The sequence below is a fragment of the Ignavibacteriota bacterium genome (assembly GCA_016218045.1).
Taxonomy (GTDB): Bacteria; Bacteroidota; Ignavibacteria; order SZUA-365; family SZUA-365; genus JACRFB01.
Genome location: JACRFB010000031.1, coordinates 1 through 20,747, shown reverse-complemented (window position 1 = coordinate 20,747; position 20,747 = coordinate 1). Strand labels below are relative to the sequence as shown.

The following is a 20,747-nucleotide window of genomic DNA, read 5'->3' as shown; positions in this document are numbered from 1 at the left end:
ACATCATACAAACGTAGCGATTTTTTTTGAATCAATTGCTCGGCGCGGGGTCTTTCGGTATTTTTTCGACTGTCTTTTGCGGCGCGGTTCCCGCTGTCGCCTCCCCCCTCCGACGCCGGTCGCCGCGGCCGCACGTTTCCGCATCACATCCCACTGATATTCCCACACAAGCACCAGGAGCGCGTCATGAAAATCCTCATCCCCGACGGCATTTCGAAAGAAGGCGCAAAACTGCTCATCGAGGCAGGGCACGAACTGAATCAGACCAAGTTCACGCCGGAGGAACTCCTGGCCGCGATTCCCGAGTATGACGCGATCATCGTCCGTTCGGCCACGAAGGTCACGAAGGACGTGATAGACACAGGCGCAAAACTCAAGGTGATCGCGCGCGGCGGTGTGGGTCTCGACAACATCGACGTCGCGTACGCGAAGAGCAAGGGTATTCCCGTGCTGAACACGCCGGGCGCATCGGCGATCTCTGTCGCGGAACTCGCGGTCGGTCACATGTTCGCCGTGAGCCGTTTCCTGCACGAGAGCAGCGGTGAAATGCGCCAGGGCAAGTGGCCGAAAAAGGAATATGCCAAGGGCATCGAGCTGTACAACAAGACACTCGGCGTGCTGGGCTTCGGCAGCATCGGCAAGGAAGTGGCGCGCCGCGGCATCGGCCTCGGCATGAAGGTCATCGCCTTCGATCCGCTCTACGCGCCGATGCGTTTCGACGTCGAAATCACCTCGAAGGAGGATGTGATCCGCCGCGCGGACTTCCTCACGCTGCATCTGCCGCTCGACAAGCAGGCCGGACCCACCATCGGCGCCGCCGAATTCGCGATGATGAAGGACGGCGTGGTGCTGATCAACTGCGCCCGCGGCGGCGTGGTGGACGAGGCGGCGCTGCTCGACGCACTCAACAGCGGCAAGGTGTACGCCGCGGGCATCGACGTGTTCGTGAACGAACCCGCCACCGAGGCGCAGCAGGCCCTCATCGCGCATCCGCGCGTCAGCGCCACTCCCCATATCGGCGCGCAGACCGTGGAAGCGCAGGACCGCGTCTCCATCGAAATCGCCGAGAAAGTCATCGCCGGCCTCGCGGGCTGATCCAGACCGTGGCTCGTGTGAAGGGATCGATGCGGCGGAAACGTTACACGTTACACGTATCCACGTAACACGTTCCACGTTCCACTTTCTACCTACTTTCCACATTCAACGTTCTACTTTCCACGTTCACCGTTCCCTTTTCACCTTTCCCCTTCCCCCTTCCAATGGCCACCATCCGCCCCTTCCGCGCATTCCGCCCGACCCCCGACCACGCCGCCGAGGTCGCGGCGAAGCCGTACGATGTCCTGAACTCCGATGAAGCCCGCGCCGAGGTGGCGGGGCATCCTCTGTCGTTCCTGCACGTCGGCAAGCCCGAAGTCGATCTCGATCCCGCGATTCCTCTCCACGACGCGCGTGTGTACGAAAAGGGACGCGAGAATCTGCACCACCTCATCGACACGGGTGTGCTGGTGGAGGATGCAGCGCCCTCGCTGTACGTGTATGCGCAGACGATGAACGGACACACGCAGTACGGTCTCGTCGGCTGCGCGTCCGTCGAGGAGTACTGGATCGACACGATCAAGAAGCATGAATTCACACGGAAGGACAAGGAGGAGGACCGCTGCAATCACGTGCGTGTCACCAACGCGCATTCGGGTCCGATCTTCCTCACCTACCGCGATGTGCCCGCAATCGACGCCATCGTCTCGCGCGTCTGCGCAGGCGACCCCGACAACGACCACGTCGCCACCGACGGCATACGCCATCAGTCGTGGGTCATCTCCGATCCGGCCGACACCGGCGCCATCATGCGCCTGTTTGCGGATATTCCGACCCTGTATGTCGCTGATGGACACCACCGCTCGGCGGCCGCGGGCATCGTGGGCCGTGAACGGGCGGCGGCAAATGCGGCGCACACGGGCGACGAGGAGTACAACTTCTTCCTCGCCGTGTATTTCCCCGGCAGCCAGTTGCGCATCTTCGACTACAACCGCGTGGTGAAGGACCTGCACGGCATGACAAGCGCGGAATTCCTCGACAAGCTGGCGGCCATGTTCACGGTCACGCCCACCGCATCGCAGGTCCGCCCCTCCCGCAAGGGTGAAATCGGCTTGTACATTGACGGTGCGTGGCATGTTCTCACCGCACTCCCCGCGCTGACCGACACCGACGATCCCGTCGAGCGGCTCGACGTGGCGCTGCTTCAGAAATACGTGCTCGACGGACTGCTCGGCATACACGACCCGCGCACCGACAAGCGTATCGATTTTGTCGGAGGCATACGCGGACTCGGCGAACTCGAACGGCGCGTGGACTCGGGAGAAATGCGTTGTGCCTTCAGCATGTTTCCGACCTCGGTCGACGAACTGATGTCGATCGCCGACGCGGGCAAAATCATGCCTCCGAAATCGACGTGGTTCGAACCGAAACTGCGCGACGGCCTCTTCGTGCATTTTCTGGACTGAGCATCTCCCCTTCCGTCCGGTATCACTCCGCGGGCCGCGCTTCCATCAAGGAGCCGCGGCCCGCGCCGTTTATTGGCGCACGGTGTAGCGGATGCGCGGGGGCGTGACGCGCAGCAGCGTGACCCCGTCGGGCAGATGCACGTCGGGCGTCACTGCGCCGGTCGTATCCTGCGCGAGCGTGCCGTAGGAAATCGTCACGGTGAAGTCCTGCGCCTCGAGTGTCGCGAGCCGGTTCACTCCGCCGCGCACGTGTATGCCCACGAAGGGATTGGCCAGCAGGATGTGCCTGTCGCGCGGCGCGTCGGTGACCGAGACCGCGATACCCTCGTACAGGACGTCCGCCAGTTGTTCGACGGGGATAAACACCTTCACGGGTTCGCTCTTGAAACGCACGATGCCCGGGAGCGAATCCGCAAGCGCGAGTTCATCCACAACCGGATTCGACAGATCCTCGTAGCGCCGCGCCTCGGTGGGCCAACTGTCGATGCCGCGGAGCACCTTGTCGGCCCCGAACAGTTCGACGGAGTCCGGGAGCACGGATATCGGACCTGCTAGTCCGAAATCCTGTCGGAACAGCAGCGCCTCGGCGGCGAGGCGCACGGGCACTTTTTTCCGCACATAGCGGTCGATCGTGATGTCGATGGTGTCGGGCGCGACCAGCCGCGCCGTGACACCCTCCGGCAGACGCAGCGCGTCTTCGAGGTAGCGGCTCAACTGCAGGCGGCGGCTCGAGGCAAGGCGCGGTCCGGGGATCTCGAACACCAGCGGTCTGACGGTGGCAAGAATCAGAAGCTGCCAGCCGCGCCCTTCGAGCGTCACGTCCACATGCGCGGGCAGCGATGAGGCGATGGCGACATCCTGCGGCAGATTGACAACCGCCAGGGGCACACGCAACTGAGTCGTGTATGTTTTATTCAACGTGACCGCAAGCCATACGATCCCCGCGAGGAGCAGGGAGCCGGCTATGGAGAGGTACGAGTGCGTGCGCATCGGTGTGCTGTGGTTTCGTGTGGAATATACCCCGGCATCGAAGCTTCCACAAACGCCCGGCGGATGACGGCGGTGCGTGGTGATTCCGGAAGCGATTCCAAAGAAACTGCAAAAATGGTATTGACTTTGTCCGCGGGGTCGCGTTTATTCACTCATAACATTCACCACCACCAGAATTTCGGATCACACGGTTCTTTGTTTTGAACCCACGTTGCCGCATACAATGACACAGACACACAACGGAGAAATACGAGAGATCATTCTCGTCCGCATTGCGGAGATTTTGCAGGACGTGTATCACGAACCGATGCAGGGACTCACGTCGGAATCCGTGCTGGCACGGCTCGCCTTCAAATCCGAGCCGCGCCTGAACGAATTACGCCTGGCGCTCGAGCGGTTGGACCGCAACGAGTACGGCCTCTGCATTTTCTGTAAGAGCACGATCCCGATGACGATTCTCCGCGCTGCCCCCACGGCGCATTTCTGCGAATCCTGCGCGAACGGCCTGCGCCGCCGCGCGACCACGTCACAGCCCGCCTTTACGAGCGCCTGAGACGCGGTGCCGTCCGCCTCGTTCAGCGGCCGACGGCGTCCTGCAGTTTGCGGTCGAGATTGGGATCGTCGCTTTCGAGGCTGCGCACAGCGCCGCTGTGCGCGTCGATATACACGGTGACCGACGCCCTGCCCGTGCGCATGTCGAAGAGCCACTCCTCGTTCCCGCTCACTTTCACGAGCTGGCCGCGCGAAATTTTGTAGCCGGGAAATTTTTCCATCACACGCAGCCGCGCCTCGTTCGGCGACAGCTTTTTGGGTGTCAGGTCGCGATTCTCGAGAAAGGCCTCGACATCGACGGGACCCGTCGCCGTGTAGGCCGTGTCGGGGATGCGGGCCAGTGTCACATTTCGCAGAAGTTTGAGGCCTTCGCCGGGTTCGGCGCGTAATATTAGTGTGGAGGATTCGTAGCCCGGCCGTGTCACGAGCAGCGTGTCGCCCGGTCCGACTCCTTCGAGCATGTAGTAGCCGTCGCGGCTGCTGCGTGTTGAACGGCCCGTCGCGTGGATACGCGCGTCGGCGAGCGCGTCGCCGCTGCGCGCGTCCGTCACCGCCCCGGTCACGACGGGCGCGGGCGGATCACCGCAGGAGGTTAGCAGCACGGCGGCAGCGCAGCACAGAATGAGGTGTCGCGGTGTCATGTCTTCCTCCGGTGCTCGTCGATCGCGGCGTCGATACACGCAAGCACGGCGCCGTCCGCGGGAAGCTCGGCGCACATCTCGAGCACGAGGAGCGGCAGTCCCCCCGCCAGCGCGGCCCGATCCTCCATACGCACGGCATCCTTCGCCGTCGTCACAAGCACCGACGCGCCGGCTGCGCGGGCGCGCGCGCCGATATTTCGGATATCATCGTCCGAATACTCGTGATGATCGGGATGGTCGATGCAGTCCGCCACGCGCGCGCCGAGGTCCTCGAGCGTGCGGACAAAGGCGGCCGGAGCCCCGATGCCGCAGAATGCGGCAACGACGACCCCCGCGAGTGATTCCGGCTTCCTCGTGCCGCCGCCCGCCTCGCGCAGCGCCGAGACCTCGTAGAGCGCGCGCTCGACGGGACAGGCGAGTTCGGCGCGGAGCCGTGCCTCGGCCGCATGCCAGGCGGGCGCGTCGCGCCAGCGCGTGAGTACAACGGCGTGCGCGCGTCGAAGCGACGAGACGGGTTCGCGGAGCCGTCCGAAGGGCAGGAGGCGATCGTTGTACGGATCACGCGCGGCATCGACGGCCACGATGTCGACATCACGCCCGCAGGCGCGGTGCTGAAAGGCGTCGTCGAGCACGAGCAGGTCCGCGCCGAATCGCTCCACCGCGACACGGCAGCCGCGCGCGCGCCGCTCGTCGGCCACTACAGGAAGGGCCGGCAGAGCGCGCGCCACCATCACGGGTTCATCCCCGCCGTCGCGCCAGTGCGCGAGGGTCCCCGCGCCGTCGCTCACCACCACCGTGCCGCGTGTGCGCCGCCCGTATCCGCGTGTGACAAAGGCGACGCGGCAGCCGCGCGCGAGGGCATGCGCGGCAATCGCCGCCGCGAGCGGCGTCTTCCCCGTCCCGCCCGCCGAGATGTTGCCGACTGCAATCACCGGCACGGGCAGCCGCGCGACGCGGAACACGCCCGTGTCGTACAACATGTTCCTTGCAGCAATCACCGCCCGGTACAGCATACGCGTGTATCCTCACTCGTCCTGCATGCCGCAGGTTGCGCGCCTGTGCAACGCGAGCAGGGCCTTCTCGATCTCGAGCCGCCGCATCTCGAGCGCCTCGCCCTCGAGCGCGGGATCAATCGTGATCTGCGGCAGAAACTCCACACGCGCGCGCGTGAAGGGAAAGGGCACGTCGAAGCGGTCCCAACTGCGCAGGGTGCGGCTGCGGTGATACCCGACCGCAACACACAGCAGCGGCACGCGCATGGTCTGCGCCGCCCGCACCGCGCCCATTTTCATCTCGAGACGCGGACCGCGCGGACCGTCGGGCGTCACACAGAGCACGCGCCCGTCGCGCAACTCGCCGCGCATCGCGTCCATCGCCTCGCGGCCCCCGCGGCTGCTCGAGCCGCGCAGCACCCTGAAACCCCACGAGGCAAGCAGGCGCGCAAGGAATTCGCCGTCGCGGCTCAAACTCACCAGCGCCGACGCGCCGGAGCGGCGCATCATCCACCAGGGCAGCAGCATCGAGCCGTGCCAGAATACGAGCACAAAGGGCGCGCGCGCCGCGCGCAGCTCCTCGAGATAACCGCCGCCCTGCACGGTCACGCGCAGCGAGCGCAGCAGCGTTTCGAGCAGAACGCGGAACAGGGGCAGCAGGCGCATCATCACATGTGCTTCCGCGCTGTGCTCATAGGTCGTACATGTCGGGACGCCGGTCGAGGAAGATGTCGTTCCATTCCGAAAACGCCTTACGGCGGGCCCGTGTCGGATCGATCTCGGCGGCGATCCATCCTTCCTCGTCCGTGCCGGTCTCCGCAAGCACGTCGCCGTTGACATCGACGATCTGGCTCGACCCGTGGAAAGTGAGCGAGGCCTCGCCGTGCCATTCGGTGCCGGTGCGGTTGGCGGTGACCGTGGCGACACGGTTCTCGAAGGCGCGCGTGCGCATAACCGGCTTCCACAGGCGCGGGAGTGCCACGAGAGCGGAGGGATGCAGTATCACGTCCGCGCCGCGCAGCGCCAGGGTGCGCGCCGCCTCGGGGAAACGCCAATCGTAACAGATCATCACACCGAGACTGAGGCCCTCGTGCCGCACCACGGGGAATCCGGTGTCGCCCGGAGCAAAGATCGTTTTCTCTCCTGCGAAGAGATGTGTCTTGCGGTACACGTGTCGTGCGCCGTCGGGGAGCACCGTCACAGCCGTGTTGTACACCGCGTCCCCGTCTCGTTCCGCGAAGCCCGCGACCAGGATGGTTTTGCGCGCCAGCGCATGGTCGCGCAGCATGGTGACAAAGGATCCGTCCGCTGTTTCAGCGAGCGATAGCAGCTCCTCCCGCGAACGGAACCAGTAGCCGGTGCTGCACAGCTCGGGAAAAACACCGATGGCCGCATCGAGAGTCGCGATCGCGTTTTCGATGCGCGCGACGTTGCGGGTCGTGTCCATGAAATCGGGCGCGAACTGGAAGGCGGCGACACGATGACTCATGGCAGGCTCTCGCGATCGTCGTCGGCGGATTTCTTCGACTGCCGCGCTATGGCGTGATAGCGGTCGAGGCGCGGTTCGTAAAACACGATGTTCAGTTCGAGGTCGCGCAGTGTGCCGCCCGAGGGATAGTAGTAAAACGTGTCGATCTGCTCCGTCGGAACACGGCTCGGACGCGAGCCCGACACGTAGAAGCGCACCTCGTAAAAACCGAGCTGGCTCTCGTTGCCCTCGATCTGGCGAAGGACGTTGTCGATGGAATAGACGTGAATATCGTCGGAGGATTTCATGGCGTGTGGCGCGTGGTTGCAGGGCGGCACCGCGTGCAAGCTATAGAGCTTTCGCGAGAATTCCGCATAGAAACGCCGCGCGCCGCGCTAGAGTATGGTGAATTCGACCCTGCGGTTGCGCTGCCTGCCCGCCTCTGTCGCATTGCTCGTGACAGGGACGGCCTTGCCGTAACCGCGCGCCTGCATACGCGCCGCGGGAATGCCCTGCGAGATCAGATAATCCACCACGGCCTGCGCACGCGCCTGCGACAGCGACTCGTTGTATTGGATGGTGCCGACGCTGTCAGTGTGCCCGTTGATCTGTATGCGCATCTCGGGCTGCGAGCGAAGGAGGCGCGTGAGGCGCTGCAGTTCCGACACGGATTCGGGACGCAGCGTCGCCATGTCGAAGTCGAAAAACAGGTTGTTGAGCAGAATCGTGCTGCCGCGTGTTATCGGGGCGAGAACGAGATCGCGCGTCTCGGTGCTGTATTCCTCCAATTCACGCAGATCGATGTATTCGCTGATCGGGTAATACCCCTCGAGTTCGGCGCGGAACTGCCACTGCTCGCCTGCCGGCAACGCGATCGTGAAGGCTCCTGTCGCGGGATGCGCAACGGCGGTGCCCCGCCGCGACGAGTCCGACATCGTCTGATAATAGATCTTCGCGGGCAGCGGCTTGTGGTCGAAGTCCTTTACGATGCCCGTGAGCATCAGCACCGGAGTCGGCTTCTCGTGCTTCGGCAATCGCACACGAAAAATGTCGCTGAGGCCACTGCCGGACATGGTGGATACAAAATATGCGAATTCGCCGTTGGCGGGCACGGAATAGTAGGCATCCCAGCCGGGTGTGTTGATCGGGTAGCCCATGTTCTGGGGATCTCCCCACGAGAGCCATGTGTCGTCGAGCCGGCGCGAAAAATACACGTCGTTGCTGCCGAAGCCGCCCGATCGGCCGCTCGAAAAGTACAGCGTCTTCCCGTCGGCGGCCAGAAACGGCGTGATGTCGTCGGTCGCCGAATTCAACGGCGCCCCGGCATTGAAGGGTTCGGACCATGTTGTATCGTCTTCCCGGAAGGAGACAAACAGATCGCGTCCGCCCAGGGTGTTCCTGTTTTCGATGGACAGGAGCAGCACGCTCTGATCCGGCGACATGGTGAACTCGGCATACTTCGACGTGTTGACATAGCCCCGTATCGTGTGATTCCGCGGCGGACTCCACCCGCTGCGCGCGCGTGTCGCGAGCGAGATGCCCGGTTCCTGCCTGCCGTCCGGCAGATAGTGATTGCCGAGAAGCAGGGTGTTGTTGTCGGGGAATGCGTGGCAGACGTAGTTGAAGCCGCCCGTGTTGAGCGGGGCGCCGATGTTCCGCGCTATGCCCCAGGTCGAATCGGGGAGACGCTCGCTGATCCAGATGTCGGCCTTCGGACCGTCGACATTCTGCGGATAATCCTTGCGGACAAAGTACAGGATGCTCCCGTCCGGCGAGATGATCGGATACACTTCATCAAACGATGTATTGATCATCGCCCCGAGGTTCTCGCGTTCGCTGTAGTCCCAACGCTGCGCGAGTGCGGTGCATGTACCGAGCACCAGAAGCGGAAGCAATCGCCGGAGCAGATTCACGGAAGTACTGTGTGGTGAGCTGAACAAGTGTCAAATATAGCGTTTTCCACTCCTCATGCAAGTGCGGAAACCCGGCGCGGCGTTTGTTTTGCCTGACGGGAATACTAGATTGAAACGATGATCACGCCACGTTCCGCATGAGTTCCCGCGCACGAATATTGGGTCCGCTCTTTCTCGCCGCGGCGCTGCTGCCGGCGGGAATTTTTGCCGTCTATCACATCCTCGTGCGGTCGCTGCCCGACGAGGATGGAAACGCCGAACTGGGCGGACTCGCGTCGCAGGTGGAAGTGTTCCGCGATGAAGTCGGGGTGCCGCACATTCTCGCGTCCAGCGAGGCCGACATGTACCGCGCGGCGGGCTACGTGCATGCGCAGGACCGCCTGTGGCAGATGGATCTCTACCGCCGCTACGCGCGCGGCCGCCTCGCCGAAATTTTCGGGGCGCGTGCCGTGGAGTCGGACAAGCTGATGCGCACCGTCGGCATCGGGCGCATCGCCGACACACTCGCCCGGCACCTCGCCCCGGAGACACGCTCCATCCTCGCGGCGTATTGCGACGGCGTGAACGCGGCCATCAAGGCGCGCGCGGGCCGTTACCCTGTCGAATTCGACATCCTGCAATACGAACCGGAGGCATGGTCGATAGCGGACTGCCTCGCCGTGTCCCGTCTTGTGGCTTGGGAGCTGGCCCTGTCGTGGTGGACGGATCTGACCTTCGGCGACCTCGCCTCCCGGCTCGGCGAGGCGAAAGCCCGCGAGGTGCTGCCGCTCGACGACGCGTTTGCCCGCGCCATTCTGCCCGCGCGCACACCGCCGCCTCCGGCGGGACAGGCCTTCCTGCGCGGCGTGCTCGACACACGCTCGATGCTGGGCATGTCGGGTTCCGCCATAGGCAGCAACTGCTGGGCGGTCACAGGCGCAAAATCCGCCACCGGACTCCCGATACTCGCCAACGACACACATCTGCCGCATGCACAGCCCGCGCGCTGGTATGTGATGCACATGTCCTGCCCGGGAATCAATGTCGCGGGCATCACCATCGCCGGAGCGCCCGGCATCGTGGCGGGGCACAACGACCACATCATGTGGGGTGTGACCAACGCCATGGTTGATGACGTGGACTTTTTCCGCGAGCGCATCAGCTTTGCCGACTCCACCTACGAATACCGCGGCGCCTCGCGGCGCCTGCGCGTGCGCATCGATTCGATACTCGTCCGCGACAGCGCGGCAGTCGAACATGTCGTGTACGAAACCGCCCACGGACCAGTCATCGACGGTGTACATCCCGCGCGGCCCGGTGCACCCACGGCCATCGGCGCGGTGCCGCTTGCGATGCGCTGGGCGGGGGCGGAACGCAGCGACGAGGTGGGCGCCATGGCCCGCGTGAACCGCGCCCGCGGCTGGGCGGAATTTGTCGCCGCCCTGCGCGACTTCGGTGTGCCCGGACAGAACTTCACCTTTGCCGACAGGCACGGTGCGCTCGGCTACACGCTCGCCGCCCGTATTCCCCTGCGTCCCGCCGCGGGAGCCGTGCTGCCGTCGGACGGCTGGGACGGCGTCGGCGACTGGCGCGGCTTTGTGCCGTACGAGGAACTGCCGCGCGCCGCGATGATCGAAGGCGACGCCTTCGCCAACGCAAACAATCCGATCAATCCCGCGCTGCCGTACTACGTGACCGCGTTGTGGGAGAGCGACGCGCGGGCGCAACGTATCACACGCCTGCTGGCGCAGCGCAAGGCCTATGCCGCGCGCGACTTCCGTCTCATGCAGATGGATGTCGGATCGGAAAGCGCTCCCGCCCTCCGTGATGCGTTTGTGCTTGCCCTTGCGCGCATGCCGTCGCGGCCCATCGAACTGACACGCGCCATGAATCTGCTCGCGCAGTGGGACGGACGCATGACGGAAACGTCGCTGGGCGCCGCGCTGCTCAACGCGAGTTTTGTGCAGCTCGCAAAGGCCACGTTCGAAGACGAGATGGGCGAGGCAACATACCGCCTGTACACGACGGTGTCGAACGTGCCCGTCCGCGTCCTGCCGCGTCTCCTTTCCGACACCACCGCGACCTGGTTCGACGACGTCCGCACCGCCGGCATCGAGACCCGCGACGACATACTGCGCAAAAGTGTGATGCTCGCATTGCTCGACCTCTCGCGGCGGCTCGGTCCATCGATGGACCAATGGTCGTGGGGCGCGCTGCACACCGTCACATTCCGGCATCCTCTCGGCGAGCTGCGCTCCCTCGGGCGCCTGCTGAATGTCGGGCCCTTCCCGGTCGCCGGCAATACGAGCACCATCAACAATGGCGAGTTCGCCATCGCGCGTCCCTACGATGCCGCGGTCGGTGCGGCGGTGCGTCTTATCGTCGACGCGGCCTCCATCGACACGTGTTACATCGTGCTTCCCACGGGACAGTCGGGCGAACCGCTCAGTCCGCATTATGCGGACCAGGCCATCCTCTGGCAAAACGGCGCATATCACCGCCTCGTCACAAACCTCGCGGCCATTCGTGTGTCGTCCTGGCATCGGCTCACCCTTTCCCCCTCACGCTGACCGTCGTCCACACGCATGTTTTCCACCCGTCTCATCGAGCTGCTCTCACGCGCCACGTCGGTCGCCGTGCTCACCGGCGCGGGCGTGTCGGCCGAAAGCGGCGTGCCCACGTTCAGGGATCCGGGCGGGCTCTGGTCGCAGTTCCGGCCAGAGGAACTCGCCAACGCCGACGCCTTCCTGCGCAATCCCGATCTCGTGTGGTCCTGGTACGAATTCCGCCGCGGCATCATCGCCGACGTCGCGCCGAATCCCGGACACGCGGCATTAGCGGAGTTTGAGACCCTGTACTCGGATTTTACCCTCATCACGCAGAATGTCGACGGCCTGCACCGCCGCGCGGGCAGCAGGAGGTTGCTGGAGCTGCACGGCAGCATCCTGCACAACCACTGCCAGTCGTGCCGGACCCCGTACGGCGGCGAAGCCGACGACCACGCGCATCCGCCGCGCTGCACCGCCTGCGGCGGACTCGTGCGCCCCTCGGTGGTGTGGTTCGGCGAGCAGCTTCCGCAGCAGGAAGTGCGCGAGGCCTGGGACGCGGCCGCGCGCTGCCAGGTGTTTTTATCCATCGGCACCTCCGGCGAGGTGTATCCCGCGGCACAGCTCCCGACAGTGGCGCGCAACGGCGGCGCGTACACGGTCGAGATCAATCCGCGGCCCTCGGCCATCGCGCGGCAGATGCACGAGTGCATCGAGGGGCCGTCGGGTGTTGTGCTCCCCGCGCTGCTCGAGGACGTCCGGCGCCTGCGGCTCACCGCCTGAATCCGCGTCGTGGTACCGGCCGGACAGGCCGGCACGTTTCCCTTCTCATACTTCTCTGAACTCCGAACCGCAGGGACGACCAACATGCCGACACGCAAGACAAAGATCGTATGCACGCTCGGACCCGCCACGGCGGGTCTCGAACGACTCACGGACCTGATCCGGGCCGGCATGGACGTTGCCCGCCTCAACTTCTCGCACGGCACGCACGAACAGCACGGGCAGGCCATCGACGATGTACGCGAGGCCTCGCGGCTCGCGTCAAAACCCGTCGCGATATTGCTCGATCTTCAGGGTCCGAAAATCCGCACGCGCCGTCTGCGCGGCGGCGCGGCAACACTCGACGACGGCGCGCGCTTTGTCATCACCGTCGAAGACCTGCCCGAGGGCGATTCGACCCGCGTGGGCTGCACGTACGCGGGGCTTGCCGAGGATGTGCGCGCGGGCGACACGATGCTGCTCGACGACGGCTATCTCATCCTGCGCGTGGAGGAGGTCCGCGGTCCCGACGTGCTCACGCGTGTGGTCAAGGGCGGCACGCTGAAAGATTCCAAGGGAATCATCGTGCCGGGAGCGCGCATCTCGGCGCCCGCGATCAGCGAGAAGGACGTGCAGGACGCCGTGTTCGGACTCACCCGCGGTGTCGATGCGATCGCGCTCTCCTTCGTGGCGTCGGAACAGGACGTGCTCGCATTGCGCACCATGATGCGCGAGCAGGGCCGCGTGGTGCCGATCGTCGCCAAGATCGAACGCTGGGAGGGAGTGGAGGACATCGAGGATATCGTGCGGGAATCCGACGCCGTCATGGTTGCGCGCGGTGATCTCGGACTCGAGATGCCCGCCGAACAGGTGCCCGTCCTGCAGAAGCGCATCATCGCACGCTGCAATTATTACGGCCGCCCCGTGATCACCGCCACGCAGATGCTCGAGTCGATGATCACGAATCCGCGCCCCACTCGCGCCGAGGCCAGTGATGTCGCCAACGCCGTCATCGACGGCACCGACTGCGTGATGCTGAGCGGTGAAACCAGCGTGGGCCGCTATCCGCTCGACGCCGTGCGCACCATGGCGGCCATCATCCGCACCACGGAGGAGCACTTCCCCGCCGCGCAGCCGCTGCACGAAACACCCTCCGACACCGTGATGAACACCGCCGACGCGATCGGCCATGCATGCTGTGCACTGGCCGCGCAGGTGCGCGCGGCCGCAATCATCACACTGACGTCGTCGGGCAGCACCGCCCGGCTCATCGCGCGGCATCGCCCCGCGACACCCATCTTCGCCTTCACCGACGACGAGAACACCCTGCGGCAGCTTGCGCTCACCTGGGGTGTTGAGGCCTTTCTCATTGCGCCCCTGCCCGGCACTGCCGATCCGGTGCGCGAGGTTGTGCGCTCCGCGCGCGAGTCCGGCCTCGTCAAGCCCGGCGATGTGCTTGTTGTCACCGCCGGCACGCCGCTGGGCGCGCGCGCGGGGACGAATTTGATTCAGGTCGTTACGGCGTAAAGAGGTAAAGGGGTGAAGAGGTAAACGCGTGAGACGGAGAGTTTTTTCTCACATCTTTACCCCTTTACCTCTTTACGCCTTTACGCCCCAGACTCGGTCGCAACCACTACTCGAATTCTATCAGCCGCTGATTCTTGCCCACCATCTGGCCTTGATGAATGAAGATGCGTTTGATGGTGCCGTCACAGGGCGACACCACGTCGTTCTTCATTTTCATGGCCTCGAGTATCAGCAGACTCTGTCCGCGCGTGACACGCTGTCCTTCCGCCACGTGGAGTTCGAAGATGATACCCGGGATGTAGGCGAGCACCAGCTTCGGATCGGGAGGTGTGTACGGCTTCCGCTTTTCGAACTTCGCCGTGTACAACGTTTTGTAGGGCGTGTCGTCGACCGTGAAGGTCTTGAAATTCTGATTGTCTTCCATGGCCTAGAACGGAGGGATACCGTGTTTCTTGCGTGGACGGGGTTCGGACTTGTGTTCCGAAATTTCGATGGCGTGAATCACGTACTCGCGTGTTTCCTTCGGCGCGATGACCGCGTCGACGTGCCCGTTCGCGGCGGCGATAAAGGGATTCGCGAACTTCTCGGTGTACTCGGCCACCTTCTGTTTGCGCATCGCGTCGGGATTTTCCGCGGCGGCGATCTCCGCGCGGAAGATGATGTTCGCTGCTCCCTCGGGTCCCATCACCGCGATCTCGGCGGTGGGCCACGCGAAGACGAAGTCCGCGCCGAGATGACGTGAACACATGGCGATGTAGCCGCCGCCGTAGGCCTTGCGCAGGATCACGGTGACCTTGGGCACCGACGCCTCGCTGTACGCGTACAGCACCTTGGCGCCGTGACGTATGACGCCCGCATGTTCCTGATCGACGCCGGGCAGATAGCCGGGGAGGTCGACGAGGGTGATGAGCGGGATGTTGAAGGCGTCACAGAAGCGGATGAAACGCGCGGCCTTGTCGGACGAGTCCACATCGAGCACACCCGCGAGAACCAGCGGTTGATTGCCGATCACGCCAACGGTCTGCCCGCCGAGGCGCGCAAATCCGATCACGATGTTTGCGGCCCAGCCCGCCTGAATTTCAAAGAAGTCGGAATCGTCGCAGAGGCCGCGAATCACATCGCGAATGTCGTACGGCTGCGTCGGTTCCGAGGGAATCATGCGGTCGATGTCGAACTGCGGCTTGGGCGGTTTCACCGGGAAGGGATCGGCCTTCTTGCGGTTGTTCCAGGGGATGAAAGTGACGAGTTTTTTGATCTGCTCGAAACATTCGAGTTCGCTCTCAGCGAAGAAATGCGCGTTGCCCGATATCGAGGTGTGGACGCGCGCACCGCCGAGATCCTCCATCGAGATCTCCTCGCCGAGCACGGTCTTGATCACCTCGGGTCCGGTGATGAACATCTTCGAGATCTTGTCCACGACAAAGACGAAGTCCGTCAGCGCGGGTGAATACACGGCCCCGCCGGCGCAGGGACCGAGTATGACGGAGATCTGCGGGATCACGCCCGAGGCGAGCGTGTTGCGGTAGAAGATTTCGCCGTAGCCCGCGAGCGAGTTGACGCCCTCCTGTATGCGCGCGCCGCCCGAATCGTTGATGCCGATGAGCGGAATGCCGAGCTTCATGGCGTGATCCATGATCTTGGTGATCTTCTTCGCGTGCATGAGCCCGAGCGACCCGCCCGCGACGGTGAAGTCCTGCGCGAAGATGCAGACGGGATGCCCGGAGATCTTGCCCGTTCCGGTGATGACCCCGTCGGCCGCCAGTTGCTTCTTGTCCATATCGAAGTCCTGGCACTTGTGCTCGACAAACAGATCGTACTCGTGGAAGGAGTAGGGATCAAGCAGCGCGGTGATGCGGTCGCGCGCGGTCAGTTTCCCCATTGCGACCTGCTTCTGTATTGCTTTCTCGCCGCCGCCGAGCTGCACGTTGCTCCGGCGCGAGAAGAAATCCTTCATTCTCTGTGAAAAGGACATGGAAGATGCCTCCGATGTGCGGGATGGTAAAGGTGGGCGAGACCTGCCAGTCTCGAGCAGAACAATATACGAAATATTTCACGAATAGCATATGTTCGTATGTGCGATGCAGTTTTCCCGCCGGACGATTGTCCCGGGTGCAATTGTTTGGATTTGCCCCGACTGCTCTCTAGCTTGAGAGATGGAGCGTTTGACAGTCACATCCTTCATCGAAAGGCACCGGCCGGAGATTCTCGAGAAGTGGACAGAACTCTGGAATTCGGTGCAGCGGAAGCGGCCGGAATCGCACTTTCCGGATCCGCCCTACGAGGCGATCCTGGCGCATCTGCCCTTCGATCCGCCGTACGCGCCGCCGCTTGGTGATGAGCTCCAGCACTGGTTCAACATCGCGCCCATATTCTGCAGCGGCGCCGCCTTCTGCCAATTGCAGGCGGTCTCCGCGTCGATTCTGATACACGAGCGTTACGAGGAGAGAGGCGAGATTCTGGCGGAGCTGGAAAACTCGCTCGAGGCCATGAGTCTGGAAGCGGGCACGCGGCGCTGGATCGGTGCCGTGCTGAACGACACGTCGAAGAAGGAAGCCGTCCATGCCGAACGCCTCGCCGTCATCGGCCAGCTTGCGGCGGGGGTCGCGCACGAAATCGGGAATCCGCTGACTTCGATATCGGCCATCGTGCAGGTGCTGGAACGGCGCACGGAGGATCCGTTCACGACCGAGCAGTTGCAGCATGTGAAGAAGAGCATCGACCGCATCGCGCGCATCGTGCGCGAGCTGGTGGACTTCTCCCGCCCCGCCCCCTCGATGCCGGCGCCTGTGCAGGTGAACGACATTCTCGCCACAGCCATCCGGCTCGTGCAGTACGATCACCGCAGCCGCAGCATCACGTACGACTGCGTCTGCGATCCCGCCCTGCCGGTGATCCATCTCGTGCCCGACCAGATTCTGCAGGTGTTTCTCAACCTGCTCATCAATGCGATCGACGCGATGAACGGCCAGGGCCGCATCACCGTGCGCACATCTGCCGACGCGCACAACGCGCGTATCAGCATCGCGGATTCGGGTCACGGCATTCCGGCGGACATCCTCCCGCGCATTTTCGATCCGTTCTTCACCACCAAACCCATGGGCAAAGGCACGGGGCTCGGACTCTCGGTCAGCTACGGCATCGTCAAACGATACGACGGCAGCATCGATGTGACGAGCGAACCCGGAGTCGGCAGCACCTTCACCATCGTGCTCCCGTACCGGAAAGACACACACTGATCCCACCCATGGCAAAACGCATACTCATAGTCGAAGACGAACAGGACATCCGCGACGCCATCGCGATGCTGCTCACGGACGCGGGCTACACCGTGGCCGCGGTTGATTCGGGCGAGGAGGCGCTGGCGCAGCTCTCCACGACCGACTACGACGTGGTTCTCAGCGACATCCGTATGCCCGGCATCGACGGACTCGAACTGCTCCGCCGCGTGCGCGACTGGTTTCCGCAGACCACGGTCATGATCATGACCGCGTACGCCTCGGTCGACACCGCGGTGCAGGCCCTGCGCAGCGGCGCCTACGATTACATCATCAAGCCCATCGAGATCGAGGAGTTGCTCAACCGACTCCGCCATCTCTTCCGGCACCGTGAAGCCCTGCGCGCGAACGAAGTGCTGCGCAGCCGCCTGCGTGACGATGCCGCCTTCGATGCGATCATCGGCAAGTCGCCGCGCATGCAGCAGGTGTTTTCGCTGATCGGGAAGGTGGCGGCGACACGCAGCAATGTGCTCATCACCGGCAAGAGCGGCACGGGCAAGGAACTCGTCGCGCGCGCGATCCACTACAACAGCGAGCGGCGCGACGGCGTCTTTCTGCCCATCAACTGCGGCGCGATCAGCGAATCGCTCATCGAGTCGGAATTGTTCGGGCACAAGCGCGGCGCCTTCACCGACGCGTTTCAGGACAAGCTCGGCGTGTTCCAGCTTGCGGACGGCGGCACACTGTTCCTCGACGAGGTGGGCGAGATTCCGTTGCATCTGCAGGTGAAACTGCTGCGCGCCCTCGATGAACGCGAGGTGCTTCCGGTAGGAGGAACAATCGCCGTGCGTGTGGATGTGCGCATACTCAGCGCGACGAACCAGGATCTGTTTGCACGCGTGCAGGAGGGGCGTTTCCGCGAAGATCTTTACTACCGCCTGAATGTTGTCGAAATACATCTGCCGCCCCTGTCCGACCGCCGCGAGGACATCCCGCTGCTCGTGGAACATTTTCTCGCCAAGTACGGTGGGGCGATGGGCAAGAGCGTCCGCGGCGTCGACAATGCCGCGATGCGCGCCTTGATGGCGCATCCCTGGCGCGGCGGCGTGCGTGAACTCGAGAACGTGATCGAGCGCGCCGTGATCTTTTGTGATGGCGACACCGTCACGTCGAGTGAATTGCCTCTTGCCCTCCGCGCGAGCGGCGACGCCGTCCCGCTGCCCGATGATCTCCGCGAGGCCATACGGCATTACGAGAAAAAACACATTCTCGAAATCATGCAGAAGGCGCAGTTCAACAAGGAAGCGGCGGCCAAAGTGTTGAATATCGGGCTGTCGTCGCTCTACAGAAAAATTGACGAACTCGGAATCACCCCCGAAGAATTGAAAGGGAGAGTGTAGTGGCGTAGATGGTAGATCGGTAGATGGTAGATCGGTAGATGGGTAGTTTGATTTACTAGGAGCGTGTGAGGAGACAGTATACAGGAGACAGGAGCTGATTCCATTCGTGTCTCCTGATCCATTCCTCCTGTTTCCTCACGGTCGTGTGATGAGTCAGAACAGACAAATTTTCCACTCCCTACTCCCCACTCCCTACTCCCCCGTCCCCCGTCCCCCGTCCCCAATAAAAAGACGGCCCCATCCGAAATGACGGGGCCGTCGTCATACAACGCGATGTGTCGCGTCAGCGCTTCGCGGCGGGCTTCGCTGCTTTCTTCGCGGCGGGCTTCGCTGCTTTCTTCGCGGCGGGTTTCGCTGCTTTCTTTGCGATGGGCTTCGCTGCTTTCTTTGCGGCGGGCTTTGCTGCTTTCTTCGCGGCGGGCTTCGCTGCTTTCTTTGCGACGGGCTTCGCTGCTTTTTTCGCGACGGGTTTTGTGACCTTCTTGGGTGCGGATGTTTCACCGCGGCCCTGGCCCTGCTGTTCGAGCTGCAGCGCCTTGGCGACGGTGATACCGATGAGTGCCGGATTCTCGACGACGTGGATGCCGGCTTTTTTCATCGCGGCCATCTTCTCGTTTGCAGTGCCCTTGCCGCCGGCGATGATGGCGCCTGCGTGGCCCATACGGCGTCCCGGAGGCGCTGTGCGTCCGGCGATGAAACCGATGACGGGTTTGGTCATGTATTTCTTCACATAGGCGGCGCCCTCTTCCTCGGCCGTGCCGCCGATCTCGCCGATCATCACGACGGCGTCGGTGTCGGGATCGGCGTCGAACAGCGCGAGCGCGTCGATGAACTGCGTGCCGATGATGGGATCACCGCCGATGCCGATGCACGTCGACTGTCCGATGCCGAGATCGGTGAGCTGTTTGACCGCTTCGTAGGTCAGTGTTCCGCTGCGCGAGATCACGCCGACATGGCCCTTCTTGTGAATGAAGCCCGGCATGATGCCGACTTTCGCTTCGCCCGGCGAGATGACACCGGGGCAGTTGGGACCGACAAGCCGCACGCCCTTGCTCTTCACATAGTCGAACGCGCGTATCATGTCGCGTGTCGGAATCCCTTCGGTGATACAGACGATCAGCGCCACACCCGCATCGGCCGCCTCGAGAATCGCGTCACCCGCAAATGCGGGCGGCACAAAGATCAGCGACACATCGGCCTTCGTCGCCAGCACGGCTTCGCGCACTGTGTTGAACACGGGCACGCCGATATGCTCGGTACCGCCCTTGCCCGGCGTCACGCCTGCAACGACACGTGTGCCGTATTCCATCATCTGCTGCGCGTGGAAGGTACCCTCGCCGCCGGTAATACCCTGCACCACGATGCGGCTCTTTTTGTTCACGAGAATGCTCATGTTCCACTCCGGATGTGCTGTTACGCTGTGAAAAAAGACAAATCGTCGCAAATGTACAGAGAATCAGCGGCGGGACAAAATGGACGGACAGCGGGACAGCGGGACAGCGGGAGAGCGGGACATCTGTAGGGGCGAACGGCAGTTCGCCCTACGCGCACAGCGCCGCGATCAGACGAATATACGATCAGACGATTAGACGATTAGACGATTAGACGATTAGACAATGAGCGCCGTGACACCGCCCCGGCCGTGAGCCCGCCGGACGACACCAACACCCCGCGCGTGAAATTAATCCTCGCACGCGCTACCTTTGTGCTTTCGACGCTGAACGAGGTTACGGTGTCCATCATCCGCAGCACGTATCGGGAGAGACGCAGAGTGCGCAGTCACGGCCAGAGAGATCACAGAATCGTTGCCTCACGAGTGGGCAGGAGTAACGCTGTCTTCTCCACACGGCTCGCGAGCAGTTCGTTTCTCTTTGTGGGGACGATGCTCGTGTCCGCCATGGTTCTCTTCTCCGCCGCTGCAGTAGCGCAGAATTCCGGGTCCATCGAGACGGTCACGGCTGCCGTCATGGACTCCTCACGATCCTCTGTCGCGGATCACGCGCGTATCACACAGTACCGGCGCAGCATAACAGCAGCGGACGGGGCTGCGGTACGTCCGCGCACGTCCTCATCCAACAAGAAGTACTCCAAGAACGAAGCAGCCACAACGTCTGCAGCTTCAACCGGAGCGAAAGCCTTCTCCACTCTCTTGACCGGTGGCGAGGGTGCGGACGGAATAGTCGACATTCTACAGCTCAGTGATACTCTCGTGTATATTCTTATCTCTACGGATTCGAAAGATCTTTGTGACTCGGCTATTG

The 20,747-nt window shown here is 63.3% G+C and carries 19 protein-coding genes; 8 read left to right on the top strand and 11 right to left on the bottom strand.

What is annotated here, in order from left to right; all coding sequences use genetic code 11:
* Positions 1–186 precede the first annotated feature (186 nt).
* Both HY962_08430 and HY962_08425 read left to right on the top strand, forming a co-directional pair.
* Positions 187–1,095 carry a D-2-hydroxyacid dehydrogenase gene (locus HY962_08430; protein MBI5646947.1) on the top strand — a complete coding sequence of 303 codons (909 nt, stop codon included), beginning with the start codon at positions 187–189 and terminating at the stop codon, positions 1,093–1,095.
* A 164-nt stretch (positions 1,096–1,259) separates the two neighbouring features.
* On the top strand, positions 1,260–2,501 hold the full coding sequence (locus tag HY962_08425; GenBank protein ID MBI5646946.1) for a DUF1015 domain-containing protein: 1,242 nt from the start codon (positions 1,260–1,262) through the stop codon (positions 2,499–2,501).
* A 69-nt stretch (positions 2,502–2,570) separates the two neighbouring features.
* Here the strand turns inward: HY962_08425 and HY962_08420 are convergent, their stop codons facing one another.
* Entirely contained in the window at positions 2,571–3,491 is a 921-nt protein-coding gene (locus HY962_08420) for a hypothetical protein (protein ID MBI5646945.1), read from the bottom strand.
* 223 nt (positions 3,492–3,714) lie between these two features.
* On the opposite strand from HY962_08420, the gene HY962_08415 reads away from it, so the two are divergent.
* Complete coding sequence (locus HY962_08415) at positions 3,715–4,044, top strand: hypothetical protein (GenBank protein ID MBI5646944.1); 330 nt, start codon at positions 3,715–3,717, stop codon at positions 4,042–4,044.
* Positions 4,045–4,066: 22 nt separating this feature from the next.
* Here the strand turns inward: HY962_08415 and HY962_08410 are convergent, their stop codons facing one another.
* The 6 genes from HY962_08410 to HY962_08385 all read right to left on the bottom strand — a co-directional run bounded on the left by HY962_08410 (position 4,067) and on the right by HY962_08385 (position 9,057).
* Complete coding sequence (locus HY962_08410) at positions 4,067–4,684, bottom strand: carboxypeptidase regulatory-like domain-containing protein (GenBank protein ID MBI5646943.1); 618 nt, start codon at positions 4,682–4,684, stop codon at positions 4,067–4,069.
* Positions 4,681–5,697, bottom strand: a complete 1,017-nt coding sequence (lpxK, locus tag HY962_08405) for a tetraacyldisaccharide 4'-kinase (protein MBI5646942.1) — start codon at positions 5,695–5,697, stop codon at positions 4,681–4,683. Before lpxK ends, HY962_08410 begins: the two co-directional genes overlap by 4 nt.
* A 12-nt stretch (positions 5,698–5,709) precedes the next feature.
* Positions 5,710–6,348 (bottom strand): lysophospholipid acyltransferase family protein, encoded by a 639-nt coding sequence (locus HY962_08400; protein ID MBI5646941.1) that lies wholly within the window; start codon positions 6,346–6,348, stop codon positions 5,710–5,712.
* A 19-nt stretch (positions 6,349–6,367) separates the two neighbouring features.
* On the bottom strand, positions 6,368–7,165 hold the full coding sequence (locus HY962_08395; protein MBI5646940.1) for a hypothetical protein: 798 nt from the start codon (positions 7,163–7,165) through the stop codon (positions 6,368–6,370).
* On the bottom strand, positions 7,162–7,452 hold the full coding sequence (locus HY962_08390) for a hypothetical protein (GenBank protein MBI5646939.1): 291 nt from the start codon (positions 7,450–7,452) through the stop codon (positions 7,162–7,164). Before HY962_08390 ends, HY962_08395 begins: the two co-directional genes overlap by 4 nt.
* Positions 7,453–7,539: 87 nt before the next feature.
* The gene (locus HY962_08385) at positions 7,540–9,057 is read right to left on the bottom strand and encodes an OmpA family protein (protein ID MBI5646938.1); all 1,518 of its coding nucleotides are present in this window, start codon (positions 9,055–9,057) and stop codon (positions 7,540–7,542) included.
* Between the two features lie 137 nt (positions 9,058–9,194).
* On the opposite strand from HY962_08385, the gene HY962_08380 reads away from it, so the two are divergent.
* From HY962_08380 to pyk, 3 genes are all read left to right on the top strand, one after another.
* Positions 9,195–11,606, top strand: coding sequence for a penicillin acylase family protein (locus HY962_08380; protein MBI5646937.1), 2,412 nt, complete (start codon positions 9,195–9,197; stop codon positions 11,604–11,606).
* Positions 11,607–11,621: 15 nt separating this feature from the next.
* A complete protein-coding gene (locus tag HY962_08375) occupies positions 11,622–12,365 on the top strand; it encodes an NAD-dependent deacylase (GenBank protein ID MBI5646936.1) in 744 nt (247 codons plus the stop codon).
* A gap of 84 nt (positions 12,366–12,449) precedes the next feature.
* Entirely contained in the window at positions 12,450–13,871 is a 1,422-nt protein-coding gene (pyk, locus tag HY962_08370; protein MBI5646935.1) for a pyruvate kinase, read from the top strand.
* Positions 13,872–13,977: 106 nt separating this feature from the next.
* Here the strand turns inward: pyk and HY962_08365 are convergent, their stop codons facing one another.
* Both HY962_08365 and HY962_08360 read right to left on the bottom strand, forming a co-directional pair.
* Positions 13,978–14,295, bottom strand: a complete 318-nt coding sequence (locus HY962_08365) for an acetyl-CoA carboxylase biotin carboxyl carrier protein subunit (protein ID MBI5646934.1) — start codon at positions 14,293–14,295, stop codon at positions 13,978–13,980.
* 3 nt (positions 14,296–14,298) lie between these two features.
* Positions 14,299–15,843, bottom strand: a complete 1,545-nt coding sequence (locus tag HY962_08360; GenBank protein MBI5646933.1) for an acyl-CoA carboxylase subunit beta — start codon at positions 15,841–15,843, stop codon at positions 14,299–14,301.
* Between the two features lie 190 nt (positions 15,844–16,033).
* Between HY962_08360 and HY962_08355 the strand changes: the two genes are divergently transcribed.
* On the top strand, positions 16,034–17,107 hold the full coding sequence (locus HY962_08355; GenBank protein MBI5646932.1) for a GHKL domain-containing protein: 1,074 nt from the start codon (positions 16,034–16,036) through the stop codon (positions 17,105–17,107).
* A gap of 8 nt (positions 17,108–17,115) precedes the next feature.
* A complete protein-coding gene (locus HY962_08350) occupies positions 17,116–18,486 on the top strand; it encodes a sigma-54-dependent Fis family transcriptional regulator (GenBank protein ID MBI5646931.1) in 1,371 nt (456 codons plus the stop codon).
* Positions 18,487–18,769: 283 nt separating this feature from the next.
* On the opposite strand, the gene sucD is transcribed toward HY962_08350, so the two are convergent.
* Together sucD and HY962_08340 are read right to left on the bottom strand one after the other, a co-directional pair.
* A complete protein-coding gene (gene sucD / locus HY962_08345; GenBank protein MBI5646930.1) occupies positions 18,770–19,879 on the bottom strand; it encodes a succinate--CoA ligase subunit alpha in 1,110 nt (369 codons plus the stop codon).
* Positions 19,880–20,280: 401 nt separating this feature from the next.
* The gene (locus HY962_08340) at positions 20,281–20,454 is read right to left on the bottom strand and encodes a hypothetical protein (protein MBI5646929.1); all 174 of its coding nucleotides are present in this window, start codon (positions 20,452–20,454) and stop codon (positions 20,281–20,283) included.
* Positions 20,455–20,747: the final 293 nt, after the last annotated feature.

What these genes read in the sequence shown, in the direction of transcription:
- HY962_08410 (MBI5646943.1), bottom strand. Translation starts at nt 4,684, where the DNA reads ATGACACCGCGACACCTCATTCTGTGCTGCGCTGCCGCCGTGCTGCTA.
- pyk (MBI5646935.1), top strand. Translation starts at nt 12,450, where the DNA reads ATGCCGACACGCAAGACAAAGATCGTATGCACGCTCGGACCCGCCACG.
- HY962_08340 (MBI5646929.1), bottom strand. Translation starts at nt 20,454, where the DNA reads ATGACGGCAGCCGTGACCGTCTCGATGGACCCGGAATTCTGCGCTACT.
- HY962_08350 (MBI5646931.1), top strand. Translation starts at nt 17,116, where the DNA reads ATGGCAAAACGCATACTCATAGTCGAAGACGAACAGGACATCCGCGAC.
- sucD (MBI5646930.1), bottom strand. Translation starts at nt 19,879, where the DNA reads ATGAGCATTCTCGTGAACAAAAAGAGCCGCATCGTGGTGCAGGGTATT.
- HY962_08395 (MBI5646940.1), bottom strand. Translation starts at nt 7,165, where the DNA reads ATGAGTCATCGTGTCGCCGCCTTCCAGTTCGCGCCCGATTTCATGGAC.
- HY962_08360 (MBI5646933.1), bottom strand. Translation starts at nt 15,843, where the DNA reads ATGTCCTTTTCACAGAGAATGAAGGATTTCTTCTCGCGCCGGAGCAAC.
- HY962_08425 (MBI5646946.1), top strand. Translation starts at nt 1,260, where the DNA reads ATGGCCACCATCCGCCCCTTCCGCGCATTCCGCCCGACCCCCGACCAC.
- lpxK (MBI5646942.1), bottom strand. Translation starts at nt 5,697, where the DNA reads ATGCTGTACCGGGCGGTGATTGCTGCAAGGAACATGTTGTACGACACG.
- HY962_08430 (MBI5646947.1), top strand. Translation starts at nt 187, where the DNA reads ATGAAAATCCTCATCCCCGACGGCATTTCGAAAGAAGGCGCAAAACTG.
- HY962_08390 (MBI5646939.1), bottom strand. Translation starts at nt 7,452, where the DNA reads ATGAAATCCTCCGACGATATTCACGTCTATTCCATCGACAACGTCCTT.
- HY962_08415 (MBI5646944.1), top strand. Translation starts at nt 3,715, where the DNA reads ATGACACAGACACACAACGGAGAAATACGAGAGATCATTCTCGTCCGC.
- HY962_08365 (MBI5646934.1), bottom strand. Translation starts at nt 14,295, where the DNA reads ATGGAAGACAATCAGAATTTCAAGACCTTCACGGTCGACGACACGCCC.
- HY962_08380 (MBI5646937.1), top strand. Translation starts at nt 9,195, where the DNA reads ATGAGTTCCCGCGCACGAATATTGGGTCCGCTCTTTCTCGCCGCGGCG.
- HY962_08375 (MBI5646936.1), top strand. Translation starts at nt 11,622, where the DNA reads ATGTTTTCCACCCGTCTCATCGAGCTGCTCTCACGCGCCACGTCGGTC.
- HY962_08420 (MBI5646945.1), bottom strand. Translation starts at nt 3,491, where the DNA reads ATGCGCACGCACTCGTACCTCTCCATAGCCGGCTCCCTGCTCCTCGCG.